We start from the raw sequence: 13528 nt of genomic DNA on the forward strand, positions 1-13528 counted from the left end.
GCGCCGACTTCACGCAGGTGCCCGGGGCGGGCCACTTCATCGCACTGGAGCGGCCGGAGCTGCTCGCCGACCTGTTGAACGCGGTCGCGTAGCCGCGCCGACCGTGCCGCAGGCGCCGGGGATCGGACCATCTGACCCGCTTGCCCGGCCGAGGGGCCGGAATTCAGTGGCGTGTCGGTGGCACGCTGTAGCTTGCGGGCATGGGCATTTACGGCGCCGCAGGTCGACTCGCTGCCCTCACAGGCGCTGTCTCTCCGCTGAGTCGCTCCGGGTCGCTCGAGGCGACTTGGTCGATGAGCGCGTTGACGGTCCTGACGAGCTCACCGACGAGGTCTTGCCTGTTGGAGCTGGGCAGGAGCATCCGCAGGTCCGGATGGGCATAGTGTCGGCGGGGAACCAGAGCCGGTGCGCCGGCTCGTAGCGCACGGGAGAGGCCAACTGCCGCCACGGCACGGTGTTCTCATGCCGCAGGACCAGGATCTCAGCCGACGACTTCTTGAGCCCCGCAGGCCTGTTGCGTGCACGGATCCGTTCTCAGGTGAGGAGCAGCACCACGGTCACCAGTGCTGCGGCGGTGACCAGGGTACCCAGCGCCTTCAGCACCAGTGAGCGGGCGGGCAGCAGCAGTACTCGGGGCTGCGGAAGGCCTGGGAGCACGTAGAGCAGCAAGTGCGGCGACTGGTGCACGAGTACGCGTGCGAGCGGCACTTGGCGAATACGGGTGCGTCGTCCCACCTCGCCACGTTGTTTGGCCAGGTGGGGCATGAGCTGCTTGGCGAGCCCCGGGTCCAGGTCCGCGGGCAGCTCGGTGCTGTTGTCCACTCGGGTCTCTTGCGGGGTGGCCTGGCGAAGCGCCCATCGGACCGGCGGCGGCAGCGGCAGCCCGCACAGCCGCTTCGTCGCGCGGCCGGGGGTTCTGGTGATGATGCCAGCGGTCCAGTGGGTGAACTTCCCGGTTCCGTCGCATGCCGGATCGGGGATGGTCCGTCCGCCTTTGCAGTCCTGACAGGTGAGTTGTCCGTCCCCTGAGCATTCCTTGCAACGGACGCGGCCCCGCCCCAGGCAACCGGGGCAAGCCGCTTGCTTGTTGCCGCACCGTTTGCAGGTGACCCGGGTGCGCAGGGTGCCGGCGGGACGTTCGATTGGTCGGCTGCGGCGCCGACCGGTGCCGGTGATGCAGCGGTCGCAGGAGTCCACGCCTTCGCAAGCGTCACACAACTGGTCGGGCGGGCACTGCATCCAACCGCGCGCACCGCAGGTGCGGCAGAGCAGTCGCCCGTCGCCGCAGGCGCAGACGGTGGACCGTTCCGAGCCGCGCCGCACGAGATGCATGGTGCGGCTGTGGTACGGGTAGACGGGCGGGTCGAGCGCATATTCGGCCAGCTCTTCGTACCGTGGTTGGCCGGACAGGTCCTTGTCGCCTTTGGCTGTCCGGGGCTTTTCACGGCGCTCCTCCACGCACCATTCGGTGTACAGGTCGACGACGGTGTCGGTGAGAATCTCCGCGTCGGACGGGGAGAGATGGGGGAGATTGCTCCTGCGCCGGTGGAGCCGCCTGGCGACGGCGTCCAGGATGTCGGTGTCGGACAGCTGCTCGGTCACTCTCGCCCACCTCCGGTGGGGATCGCCCACTCAAGATGCAGGAGAATAGGGCTGACCCTCCCCTCGTAGCGTAGAGACCATGACTGGAGGGGAAGTTGGGAGACATGGCGGAAAAGAGGCGGAAATTCGACGCGGAGTTCCGTGAGGGGGCTGTGCGGATCGTCGCCGAGACCGGCAAGACCCTTGCAGAGGTGGCACGGGACCTGGGGATCAACGAGACCACGCTGGCGACCTGGGTCTCCCGCGCACGGCAGGCCGGGGTGGCCGGGTCCGGGGAGAGCGAGGAACTGGCGCGGCTGCGTCGGGAGAACTTGCAGCTCAGGCGGGACAACAAGGAGCTGGCGATGGAGCGTGATGTCCTCAAACGCTGCATGGTCCTGTGGGTGAAGTAGCTGCGGCGGACCCGGCGGCGCTCGTCGGGGCGATCAGCGACCAGAGGACCGTGCACGGTATCCCGCACACCGTCGCCTGCCGCGCCCTGGGCGTGTCCCAGGCGTGGTTCTACAAGTGGCGACGCAGGCCGGCCGAGCCGACGAAGCGCGAGGTCAGACGGGCTGCGCTGGAGGAACGGATCACGCACTCCTTCCGGGAGTCCGGTGGCACCTACGGCTCGCCGAGGATCACGCTGGACCTGTGGGCCGAGGGCTGGCGGGTCTCGGTGAACACCGTCGCCGAGGTCATGGCCGGCCTGGGCCTGCAGGGCCGCAAGGCGCCACGAAGACGGCGCTCGCTGACCCGCCAGGGCAAACGAAGAGCGGCTCCCGACCTGGTCCGCCGCAGCTTCGACGCGGTGGCGCCGGACGTGCTGTGGGTCGGTGACATGACCGAGATCGACACCGACGAGGGCAAGCTCTACCTGGCCACGGTCATCGATCTGTTCTCCCGTCGCTGTCTGGGCTACGCGATGGGCGAGCGGCACGACGCCGCTCTGGTCTGCGCGTCCCTGAAGATGGCGGCCGCCACCCGGGGCGGCCAGGTGGACGGCGTGATCTTCCACGGCGACCGCGGCAGTGAATATACGAGTGATGCCTACAACGGCCTGTGCGCCCGCCTGGGCGTGGTGCAGTCGATGGGGCGCGTGGGCTCGGCGCTGGACAACGCCGCCGCCGAGAGCTTCAACTCGCTGATCAAGGTCGAGTACATCCACCGGCAGCACTTCACCACCCGCGACCAAGCCAGGATCAAGATCGCCACCTGGATCACCGACTTCTACAACACCCGCCGCAGACACACCTCAGCAGCCGGCCATCCGCCCATCGAGTTCGAACGGATCATCAGCAACACGCGAGCCGAACACATTCAGCAGGACCGAACCGCATAAGGAAGGTCTCCACGATTCGAGGGGATTGACAAGGTCAGCATCCCCGCGCGCCGCTACGAGATGCTCGCCGACATTCTCACCGAAGCCGTCACCGCCCAGTGGGACGCAGAGCCCGCAGAGCAGGCGGCCCTGCGCGTGGCCGGCTGCCGCGGCGAGGCCGCCGGCGCGGCCGAACGTGACCGCGTGCGGCCCGGGCGACTGGGCCCCGAGCGCGGCCTCACCGTGGCCGCAGCCGGCCTGGAGCCGTACGGCTTCGAACCCCAGCGGACGGCGCCCACCCTGGTCCGCCTGCTCAACTGCCCCTTCCACGCCCTCGCCGTCAAGGCACCTGAGCTGGTCTGCGGCATCAACCACGCGTTCCTGACCGGCTACCTCCGCGGCCTGGGCAGCGACACCACCACCGCCGTCCTGGCGCCCCGGCCCGGCGTGTGCTGCGTCGAACTACGCGCCCTGAAGCCCGGCGACTCTCCCTCCGCAGGGGACAGCGGCTGCGGACGCTGAGAGCCGGACCCCACCGGTCGGCGCCGAAGCAAAGGAGAAGACCATGAACCAGAACCTCGACCGCCTGGCCGACCAAGGGGTGTCGATCTGGTTGGACGACCTGAGCCGCGAACGGCTGGCCAGCGGCGACCTGGAAAACCTGATCCAGGACCTGAGGGTTGTCGGCATCACCAGCAACCCCACCATCTTCGCCAAGGCCCTCACCGCCGGCACCCGCTACGACGAGCAGATCGGCGACCTGGCCCGTCGCGGCGTGGGCGTCGAGGAGGCCGTCCGGCTGCTCACCGCCTACGACGTTCGGTGGGCCTGCGACGTGCTCCGCCCGGTCCACGAGGCGAGCGACGGGCTGGACGGGAGGGTGTCGATCGAGGTGGATCCGCGCGTCGCCCATGACACCGCCGCCACGCTCGCCGAGGCCAGGGCATTGTGGTGGCTGGTCGACCGTCCGAATCTTTTCGTCAAAATCCCCGCCACCGTCGCGGGCCTGGGCGCGATCACTGCCGCACTGGGGGAGGGCATCAGCGTCAACGTGACCCTGATCTTCTCCCTGGACCGCTACGACAAGGTCTTCGACGCCTTCCTCGACGGCATGGAACAGGCCCGCAAGTCCGGTCGCGACCTGTCAGGCATCGCCTCGGTCGCGTCGTTCTTCGTCAGCCGCGTCGACACGGAGGTCGACCGCCGCCTGGACCGGACCGGCAGTCCCGCTGGGCGGGCACTGCGGGGCAAGGCCGCGATCGCCAACGCCGGGCTGGCCTACCAGCACTACGAGCAGCACTGCGCCACACCGCGATGGCAGGCACTGGCCGCGGCCGGCGCCCGGCCGCAGCGCCCGCTGTGGGCATCCACCGGCGTCAAGGACCCGGCCTACGACGACACCCGCTACGTCGACCAGCTCGTGGCCCACGGCGTGGTCAACACCATGCCCGAGGACACCCTGCGTGCAGTCGCCGACCACGGGCGGATCACCGGTGACACCGTCCGCGCCGAGTACGCCGCCGGGCAGCGGGTACTGGACGATCTGCGGACCGTCGGGGTCTCCTACGAGGATGTCGTCCACGTCCTCGAGGACGAGGGCGTCGCCAAGTTCGCCGCCTCCTGGCACGATCTGTACCAGGCACTGGAGCAGCGACTGAACACGAAGGTGGAGTGACCCGCAAGCAGCCGGCGCCACTTGGCCACCCCGGCTTCCGTGGCTCGTACTGGCCGCCATCGGCGCAGTCTGAACGGGGGCCGCTGCCTGGCTCGCGCGCCGGCCACCTGAAGCCCGCTGCCACGTGCGCCACCTGATGCCCGGATGACCGGCGCCAGCCGAGCCCCCGCGCGCCGCTAGGGACGCCCTCTGTGTCCGATTCGCCCGTCCGGCGATACCCGGGGGCGGTATCGTCTGGACCCAGTGGCCGTCGACCGGAGGCCCGGGCCACGGCAGAGGAGGGCAGGGATGGGCCAGTCACCGTCGCGGAATGCGCGCGGCACCCGCCTGCTTGCGATCTGCGCCCTGCTGCTGGCCGTGTTCGCCATGCACGGCGGCCCCGCCGCCGCCGGCGGTTGCCACGGCGCGATGCCTGTGACCTCGGCCGCGACGACCCCCGTGCACGCGGTCATGGCCACCTCCAGTGCGGAACTGCCGAATGGGCACGGCCCGGTCCTGGTACCTGCCACGGCGGGCATGGGCAGCCTGTGCGTGTCCACCCCGGTGCGCTCCACCGCCCTGCATCTTCCTTCGCTGGTCTGGGCAGCGGCTCTGGCGGCGATGGGCGCGGTGGTGCGCCGACGCACTCGGGCGCAGGCAGGATCGCGGCGCCGAGGACCGCCGGGCAGCGGGCGTGACCTCCTCCTCCAGGTGTGCGTCGCGCGGACCTGAGCAGGCCACCGGACCCCGCCTCGTCGGGGGCCCGGCCCGGTCCTGCCCGTCCCGCGCGCCACCCCATGGTGGCGCCCTCCTGGAAAGCCTCCCTGTGATGTCCTCGAACCTGCCTTCGCGCCGCCGCACCCTCCTCGCCGCCGGCGCTGCCGCCCTGTCCCTGACCCTGTCCGCATGTGCGTCCACGAACACCGGCAGCGGTATGCCTGCGATGTCCGGCATGCCCGCCAGCACCATGCCCACCGCCACCGCCCCGCCGTCCGCGACGGCGTCGATGGCCGGCATGGCCGCGATGGCCGGCGGCACCGGTCTGGCCTCCAGCAGCAACGGCTACACCTTCGCCTCCGCCACTGCCGCCCTGCCCGCGGGCCAGCCCGCCGGGTACCGCTTCACCATCACCGGCCCGGACGGGAAGCCGGTCACCGACTACACCGTCGACCAGACCAAGAAGCTCCACTTCTACGCGATCCGCTCCGACCTGACCGGGTTTCAGCACGTGCACCCCACCATGGCAGCCGACGGCACCTGGACCGCGCAGCTGGCCGCGCCGGCCCCCGGCGACTGGCGGCTGTTCGCCGCCTTCACCCCTGCCACCGGCGCCGGCAAGGGCACCGACGTCGTGCTCAGCCGCACCGTCACCGTCCCCGGTATGGCGAACACCGCCGCCCTGCCCCCGGCCGCGACGAGCACCACCGTCGACGGCTACACCGCCACCGTGTCCGGGGACCTGATGGCCGGCATGGCCCACCCGCTCACCGTCACGATCAGCCGCGACGGCAAGCCGGTCACCGACCTCCAGCCCTACCTGGACACCTACGCCCACCTGACCGCCTTCCACGAAGGCGACCAGGCATTCGCCCACCTGCACCCCACCACCGCGGTCAGCGGCGACCACGGCGGTCCCACCCTGACCTTCCACGCCGAACTGCCCGCCTCCGGCAACTGGCGCCTGTTCCTCCAGTTCCAGACCGTCGGCACCCTGCACACCGCCCAACTGACCCTGCATGTCAGCTGATACGCGAGCGGTCGGGCGCCGGAGCACCACCCCGGCGCCCGATTGCACGGGTCAGCACTGGGCGCCCCGTGTATGGCGGTGGCCCAAGGGGCCTCCTGGGTCGCAGGTCAGGTGGATTCGGAGCGGTGATGGCGGTGCGGCTGGTGGTGGCTACGGGTCTTTCCCGCAGCACGGGTTGACGGCTCGACGGGCGTGTCGGTCGGGCGCAGACCGGCGAGGGTGACCTGGACCAGGCGACGCACTGCCGCCTGGTCGGGGAGGCTGCCGGCGGCGGTGAGGGCGTGCAGGCTGTAGCCTGCCAGCTCGTCGGCGGCGACGTCGTCGCGCAGGTCGCCGCTGGCGGCGCCCTCGGCGAGGAGTTCGGCCACGAAGCCGTGGAGCCGCTGCTGGGCGCCCGCGACGTGCTCGCTGCGGTGGAGGAACGCGGCGACGTCGGTGCTGTGGTCGCCGATGTGCTGGTGGGAGATCAGCGCGAACCGCTCCAGTACGGCCTGCAGGCGCTCGCTCGGATCGCCCGGCTGCTCGGCGGCGTCGGAGAGTTGGGCCAGGTGCTCGCCGATCTGGCGCTCGTGCCAGGCGGCCAGGATCGACTCGACGTCGGGGAAGTACTTGTACAGCGTCGCGCGCCCGATCCCGGCTGCCTCGGCGACCTGGGACATCGTCACCGACAGCGGCCCGTGCTCGGCGACCAGCGCCGCGGTGGCGTCCAGGATCGCCTCGCGCACCGAGTTGCGGTGCGCCTCGATCGTCTCGTTCCAGAGCTTCGGCACCCCATCAGAGTACACGCCGACCACTCAGTGACATGATGGATTGATGGCGACACTTTGTATCTCAAAGCCGCGGTGGAGCAAGACCGAAGCTACGCCGAAGCCATCGAAGGAGATCGACATGGCAGACCTGCCCGCAGGTCGGGCTGCTCGGCGTCGCCGACCGGCGCGCGGGCGGCTTCTCACTGGGCATGGGGCAACGCCTCGGTATCGCCGCCGCGCTGCTCGGCGACCCACCGGTGCTGATCTTCGACGAGCCGGTCAACGGCCTCGACCCGGAGGGTGTGCTGTGGATCCGCACTCTGCTCAAGGCCCTCGCCGCTGAGGGCCGGACCGTGTTCCTGTCCAGTCACCTGATGAGCGAGATGGCGGCGACGCCGTCTACTCGCTGCACCGCGAAACCGGTGGCCTCAGCCCCACGGGCGGCTTGGGCGTACTCAGCCTCTACGCGGCGCTCGCCCTCGCCATCGGCTTCACCCTGATCCGGCACCGCGACGCCTGAACAGCCATAAGGCGGAGAGACACCACCACTTCACTCCACCGGTGATCGCGTCGGTCGGCGTTATCGTCGGGGCATGGGACGGAGCAAGGTGGCGCTGCTCGACATCGACGGCGTACTGACGATGGACTGGAAGCCGATCGCGGGCGCGGTGGCGGCCCTGCGGGAGCTCCGCGAGGACGGTGTGCCGTACGTGCTGCTCACCAATACCACCTCGCGGTCGCGGCGTTCCATCGCCGAAGCGCTGGCCGAGGCCGGCTTCCCGGTCGACGCCGGTTCCGTGCTCACCGCGCCCGCGGCTGCGGCCGCCCGGCTGGCGGGCAGCCGGTGCCTGCTGCTGAACAGTGGCGACATCCGTGAGGATCTGGCCTCTCTCGAACTGGTGGACGCGCCGCAGGACGCCGAAGTGGTCCTGGTCGGCGGCGCCGGACCGGAGTTCGAGTACCGGACACTCGACCGTGCATTCGCCGCGTTGCGTGGTGGGGCGCGGCTGGTCGCGATGCACCGCAACGCCTATTGGCGGACGGGGGAGGGGCTGCGGCTCGACAGCGGCGCTTTCGTCGCGGGGCTTGAGTACGCGGCCGACGTACGGGCGGAGGTGCTGGGCAAGCCGGCCGAGGCGTTCTTCGCCGGGGCCCTGGCGCAGGTGGACGCCACAGCGGGCGAGGCCGTCATGGTCGGCGACGACATCGAGTCCGACGTGCTGGCGGCGCAGCAGTACGGGATCACCGGTGTCCTGGTCCGTACCGGCAAGGCGGCCCCGGGCGCGCCGAGGCGGGGGAACGGTGAACCGAACCACGTCCTCGATTCGGTCGCCGGCCTGCCGGACCTGCTGCGGCGACTCCGTTGAGTGAGCCGGAATCGCCGCTCCGTCGGGCCGCGCGGGCACTCCATCGGCGCCATGGCCGGGCTGAGGCCGATGTGTCGTAGCGGCTCGCAGGGGTAGACGCCGTGCCGGCGAGGAGGCCCGGCATGACCCGGACCGAGATCCGCACGGCGCCGCTCGCGTCCGTCGCGTCCGTTCCGCCCCGACGGGTCGGGGCGGAACGGACGTCGTCGTGCCGGCTTCGGGTCAGCCGTTGACGGGGGCGATCTGGATGGAGTCGATGTCGGGTGCGTAGGCGGAGGAGTTGGCGAAGGCCAGGGTGTTGTTGCCGGCGTTGAGCGTGACGGTGGTGGGGAGGGTCCACCAGTCGCTCCAGCTGTAGGTGTTGCGGAAGGTGATGGTCGTGGCGGTGCCCCCGTTCACGCTCAGCTGGGCGGTGCGGGACTCGATGTTGGTGTTGTAGTTGCCGGTACCCGACCGGTCGTTGTCGGAGTAGTGGACGATGACGGCGTAGCGGCCGGCCGCCGCGGCGGTGACGCTGCCGAAGGTGAGGCTGTTGGCGCTGCCGTTGCCGACGTAGCCGACGTCCTTGCCGCCGGACGCCCAGGTGTCGGCCTGGACGACGGCCTTGCCGGCCAGAGTGGCGTTCTCGGCCTCGTAGGTGGTCACCCCGGTGGTGTCGCCGGTGCCGTCGAGCTTCAGGTCGCGCAGCGACAGCGTGGTGCCGCTGTTGGGGCTGAGGGTGACGCGGTTGACGCCGGCGCTGAGGAAGAGCCGACTGCTCGCGGTGGTCGAGCTGCCGCCGCTGGAGGCCAGGGTGGCGACCGCGGTGCCATTGAGGGCCAGGGTGGAGCTGCCGCCGGTGGAGGTGTAGTCGGTCTTGACGGTGTAGTAGCCGTCGGCCGGCGCGTAGGCGTCGAAGGTGGTGGCGCCGCCGGAGGTCAGGACCACCGCGCCGGTGCCGGTCTCACCGACGGTGCTGTAGTCGTAGGAGGCGCTGCCGGTGGTGGCGGCGAACGCGGCCTCGTAGACGCTCTCCGCGCTGCTGGGCACGGCGGTGAGGTCGATCTTGTCCAGGGTGACCTGGCCGGCCGAGGTGCCCAGGGTCGGGTCGGTGACGGCCAGTGAGATCGTGTGGCTGCCCGCGGTCAGGGTGAGCGGCACGGTCACGGTGGAGCGGTACTGCCAGTTCAGGGTCGAGGGGTAGTCGACGAACTGCGGGTTGGCGCCGTCCACGCGCAGCACCTGCTGGGACGGGGATCCGTTCTCGTTTCCGTAGAAGACGCGCAGGTTGTAGCTGCCCGCGCTGGGCACGGAGACGGTGAAGGCGACCTTGCTGTCCGAGGCGGTGAGGTAGCCGACGTCCTTGCCGCCCGAGGTGGCGTAGCCCGTCTGGGTCACCACGGTGCCGTCGGTGACGGCGGCGCTCTCGGCCTCGTAGGACGCGTTCCACGGGACGGTCGGGGCGGTGGCGCTGCCGCCGCCGTCGGGGGTGACCAGGACGCGGTAGGCGGACATGGCGTCGAGGCCGGTCAGCGGCACGGTGATGGAGCCGCCGGAGGGGGTGTAGGCGGCACGGGAGACGGTCTGCGGCGGCGCGGAGGCGCCTTCGTAGCCGCTCCAGCCCAGGGCCTGGACGGTGACCTCGACCTTGCTGCCGAAGGTGGCCGACGGAATGTTGTTGATCACCACGTTGGTGTCGGTCGCCGAGCCGCCGAGCACGACCTGGGCCTGCTTGCGGGTGGTGTCCAGCGAGGCGGTGCCCTGCAGGGTGTCGGTGGTGTTGGCCTGCGGCGGGGTGGCCTTGACGGTCTGTCCGGTCATTCCGGCCAGCCAGTGGAACAGCCACCACGAGCCGTTGGGGATGTCGGTGTGGACGGTGTTGCCGTCCATGTTGCCGGCGACGTCCCAGTACGCCTGCATGGCGTTGACCTTCTCGTCCTCGAACATGGTCGTCCACTGGATCATCTGGCCGGGGACGGACAGGTCGGTGCGGTCGGCGTACTCGTCGATGTTGATCGGGATCGCGCTGATGCCGCGGGCGCTCTCCATGGAGCGGTAGGTGCTGTAGTGCCCGCGGAAGTTGGCCAGCGAGCCGGAGTTGAGCTCGTGCCAGGTGAAGACGTCCGGCAGCTCGTTGTTGGCCTTGGCGTAGGTGAGGAAGTCCCCGAAGAACTGGGTGTCGAAGTTGGCGGTGTTCGGACCGCCGATCTTCGCAGCCGGGTAGTCGGCGCGGATGCGCTGGTAGGCGGCGGTCCAGTCGGACTCGAAGCTGCTCAGCGCGGACGCGTAGGTGCTGCTGTTGCTGCTGGTCAGGCCGGTGTACCAGTTGCCGTCCGGCTCGTTGAACGGGACGAAGACGACCTTGCTCGCCCACGATGCGCTCTTCACGGCATTGACGGCCGTGTCGATCGTGGTCAGGTAGCTGGAGATGCCCGGGTTGGTGTAGGGCCAGGTCGAGTACTCGTCCTGGATGTTGGTGAACATCGTCCCGCCGCCGTCGCGGAAGAACTGCGGCGCCACCTGGAGGATGTCGCCGTTGGGGTGCTGCAGGCCGTTCGGCGGCTTCTGCGACCCGGTGGTCAGGTTGATCGGTGCGAGCAGGTTGTCGCCCGGGACGCCGTTGTCGCTCATCCCGTACAGCGCTCCGCTGGCACCGTCGAGCACGTTCCCGGTGGTGGTGCCCAGGTCGACGGTGAAGGTCTGGGTCGCGGCCGAGGCCTGCTGCGGGGCCGTGAGGCCGGTGGTGGCCAGGGCGGCCGCCAGCAGGGTGCCGGCCAGGGCCGTTCTGCGGCGGCGGGTCGCGGTGCCGCCGGGGGCGGGTGCGCGAAGTAGCATGGTGCACCTGACTTTCCCCTCCCACCTCGACGGCGGAAGGTCTGGGTGGGCAGGCCGTGCGGCCTGTCAGGGTTGGTGCTCGACCCGCTGCAGGTGGACGAGGTTGCTCGCCCGGTCGTCGGCGGGAAGATCAAGGGGCAGGCCCCGTGCCAGCAGGACGGCGGCGTGGTGCACCCGGCCGGTGCCGGCCTCGCGGTAGCGGGCGGCGGGGTCCAGTCCGCGCAGCGCCAGTGCCGGGTCGGTGCGCCCGAACCGGCGTTCGAGGCGGAAGGCCAACACGACCGCCTCACTGCGGTCGGCGCTCACGTACTGGACGGCGGACAGGTTCCGCACCGGCGGCCGCAGCCGGTACTGGCGGCCCTGCTGGACCGTCGGGCGGATCGCCTTGTACTGGGCCACCAGGCTTGCCGCGCGCCCGAGTTCGGCCTCGTCCCAGGAGGCCAGGTCGGCGCCGATGCCCAGGACGCCGGCCATGGCCGCGTGGAACCGGTAGGCGAGGGGAGTGGTCCGGCCGGTGAAGGGGTTGGGGCTGTCGGTGACCCAGGCCCCCATCACCTGCGCCGGGTAGAGCTGGGAGAAACCGTGCTGGATGTGCAGCCGGTCGGCGGCGTCGGTGTTGTCCGAGATCCAGGTCTGGTCGGTGCGGGCCAGCAGCCCCAGATCGGTGCGGCCCCCGCCGCTGGAGCAGTTCTCGATGCGCACGGCCGGGTGGGCTGCCCGCAACCGGTCCAGGATGCCGTAGAGGTTCCGCACGTAGGCCGACCAGATCCGGTCGTCCGCGACCTCGGTCAGCGGGCGGTTCATGTCCCACTTGAGGAAGTCGACGGCGTTCTCCCGCAGCAGCCGGTCCACGGTGTCGTGGACGAAGGCGGCCACCTCGTCGCGGGACAGGTCCAGCACCAGCTGGTTGCGGACCTCGGTGCGGGGGCGGTTGGGGGCGTGGACGACCCAGTCGGGGTGGGAGCGGTAGAGGTCGCTGTCGGGGTTGGTCATCTCCGGCTCGACCCACAGGCCGAACGCCATGCCCAGGCTGTGGACATGGTCGGTGAGCGGGGCCAGGCCGTCCGGGAAGCGGTCCGGGTTGGGGGTCCAGTCGCCGAGGCCGGCGGCGTCGTGGGTGCGGGCGCCGAACCAGCCGTCGTCCATGACGAACAGCTCCACGCCCAGTCGGGCGGCGCGGTCCGCGAGCGCGAGCTGGCCCTCCAGGCTGATGTCGAACCCGGTGGCCTCCCAGGAGTTGTACAGCACCGGGCGCAGCTCCTGCGGGTGCGGCACGACGTGGGAGCGCAGGTAGCGGTGCCAGGCCCGGGACGCGGCGCCGAAGCCGCCGTGGGTGAACTGCCCGGCGCAGACGGGGGTCGGCCACTCCTCGCCGGGCGCCAGGGCGATCCGGGAGCCCGGGTGGTCGGCGCCCAGGGACAGGGCGACCCGGTCCTCGCCGGTGCGCTCGGCGACCAGTTCCCAGCTCCCGCTCCAGGCCAGCGCGCAGCCGTAGACCTGGCCGACCTGCTCACTCGCGGTGCCGTCGTCGACCATCACCCAGGGATTGGCGTGGTGGCTGCTGATGCCGCGCCGGCTGGCGGTCCGGGTCTCGCCGAACGGCAGCCGGGTGCGGTCGAGTTGGTGCTCGGCGGCCCACTGCCCGCGTACCTGGCTGATCCGGTAGTCCTCCAGTCCGGGCAGCACCCAGGTCGCGGAATCGGCCCGGAGGACCTCGAACGGTTCGTCCTCCGGGCCGCCGGTGTGCCGCACCACCATGCGGCGTTCGATGACGTCGGTGTCCGCCACGACCCGGAAGAAGGCCTCGACCGCCAGCGGGTGGCAGCGGTCCTCGAAGGACAGCACGAGGGTGTCCTGGCCCTCGACCCGGGCGCCCCGGAAGGCCAGGTCCAGGGTGCGGGTGCCGTCGGCGAAACGTATCTGCAGCCCGGCATGGGCGTACCGGTAACCGCCGGTGGGACTCAGCGCCAGGGTTCCGTCAGCCGGGTCCTCGACGCTGCGGGACCGCGGTTCGGGCTGCTCCAGCAGGGAAGCGGCCTGCTCGACGTCCAGTCGCGGCCCCCAGTGCAGGCTCTGCAGGAGCTCGTCCGGTCCTACGTGCAGCACCAGGCTGGACGATCGACCCGAGAGAACCCACAGCCTGATGGCGGCGTGTTCGACGACGGGGGCGCACAGAGGCATGACGGCCTTTCACTAAGGTTTATCGGTAACATGTGGCGGTGTGCGAATCGGCTTCGACCCCGAGGCGGCTGCGCCGGGACCGGCGTACGTCAGCCGGGAACTGACGGTCGGGTC

11 protein-coding genes and 2 pseudogenes are annotated in these 13528 nt (G+C 70.7%); 9 read left to right on the forward strand and 4 right to left on the reverse strand.

Annotated features, from left to right (window positions below):
- Window positions 1-92 (forward strand): annotated as a pseudogene (locus tag TR46_RS45265) (alpha/beta fold hydrolase); the annotation flags it as partial.
- A 442-nt stretch (window positions 93-534) separates the two neighbouring features.
- Here TR46_RS45265 and TR46_RS00285 read toward each other — a convergent pair.
- Window positions 535-1602 (reverse strand): hypothetical protein, encoded by a 1068-nt coding sequence (locus TR46_RS00285; protein ID WP_042391718.1) that lies wholly within the window; start codon window positions 1600-1602, stop codon window positions 535-537.
- Window positions 1603-1706: 104 nt separating this feature from the next.
- Between TR46_RS00285 and TR46_RS00290 the strand changes: the two genes are divergently transcribed.
- The 6 genes from TR46_RS00290 to TR46_RS00315 all read left to right on the forward strand — a co-directional run bounded on the left by TR46_RS00290 (window position 1707) and on the right by TR46_RS00315 (window position 6303).
- Entirely contained in the window at window positions 1707-1994 is a 288-nt protein-coding gene (locus TR46_RS00290; RefSeq protein ID WP_042391720.1) for a transposase, read from the forward strand.
- Window positions 1982-2923, forward strand: a complete 942-nt coding sequence (locus tag TR46_RS00295; protein ID WP_201776355.1) for an IS3 family transposase — start codon at window positions 1982-1984, stop codon at window positions 2921-2923. Before TR46_RS00290 ends, TR46_RS00295 begins: the two co-directional genes overlap by 13 nt.
- Window positions 2924-2983: 60 nt before the next feature.
- Entirely contained in the window at window positions 2984-3424 is a 441-nt protein-coding gene (locus TR46_RS00300; RefSeq protein ID WP_174505077.1) for a helix-turn-helix domain-containing protein, read from the forward strand.
- Window positions 3425-3467: 43 nt separating this feature from the next.
- Window positions 3468-4577: a transaldolase gene (gene tal, locus TR46_RS00305; RefSeq protein WP_042391722.1), complete on the forward strand. Its 1110-nt coding sequence runs from the start codon at window positions 3468-3470 to the stop codon at window positions 4575-4577.
- Window positions 4578-4865: 288 nt separating this feature from the next.
- Entirely contained in the window at window positions 4866-5288 is a 423-nt protein-coding gene (locus TR46_RS00310) for a hypothetical protein (protein ID WP_042391724.1), read from the forward strand.
- 97 nt (window positions 5289-5385) lie between these two features.
- On the forward strand, window positions 5386-6303 hold the full coding sequence (locus tag TR46_RS00315; RefSeq protein WP_042391727.1) for a DUF8832 domain-containing protein: 918 nt from the start codon (window positions 5386-5388) through the stop codon (window positions 6301-6303).
- A 107-nt stretch (window positions 6304-6410) separates the two neighbouring features.
- Here TR46_RS00315 and TR46_RS00320 read toward each other — a convergent pair whose 3' ends face one another.
- Window positions 6411-7073 (reverse strand): TetR/AcrR family transcriptional regulator, encoded by a 663-nt coding sequence (locus TR46_RS00320; RefSeq protein WP_042391730.1) that lies wholly within the window; start codon window positions 7071-7073, stop codon window positions 6411-6413.
- Between the two features lie 56 nt (window positions 7074-7129).
- On the opposite strand from TR46_RS00320, the pseudogene TR46_RS39025 reads away from it, so the two are divergent.
- Both TR46_RS39025 and TR46_RS00325 read left to right on the forward strand, forming a co-directional pair.
- Window positions 7130-7447 (forward strand): annotated as a pseudogene (locus TR46_RS39025) (AAA family ATPase); the annotation flags it as partial.
- Window positions 7448-7645: 198 nt separating this feature from the next.
- The gene (locus TR46_RS00325; protein WP_042391731.1) at window positions 7646-8419 is read left to right on the forward strand and encodes an HAD-IIA family hydrolase; all 774 of its coding nucleotides are present in this window, start codon (window positions 7646-7648) and stop codon (window positions 8417-8419) included.
- Between the two features lie 222 nt (window positions 8420-8641).
- Here the strand turns inward: TR46_RS00325 and TR46_RS00330 are convergent, their stop codons facing one another.
- Window positions 8642-11233 carry a CBM35 domain-containing protein gene (locus tag TR46_RS00330; RefSeq protein ID WP_052432462.1) on the reverse strand — a complete coding sequence of 864 codons (2592 nt, stop codon included), beginning with the start codon at window positions 11231-11233 and terminating at the stop codon, window positions 8642-8644.
- A gap of 66 nt (window positions 11234-11299) precedes the next feature.
- Window positions 11300-13339, reverse strand: coding sequence for an alpha-galactosidase (locus tag TR46_RS00335; protein ID WP_369405970.1), 2040 nt, complete (start codon window positions 13337-13339; stop codon window positions 11300-11302).
- Window positions 13340-13528 lie beyond the last annotated feature (189 nt).

It is taken from the genome of Streptacidiphilus carbonis, assembly GCF_000787775.1.
In the GTDB taxonomy this organism is placed as follows: Bacteria; Actinomycetota; Actinomycetes; order Streptomycetales; family Streptomycetaceae; genus Streptacidiphilus; species Streptacidiphilus carbonis.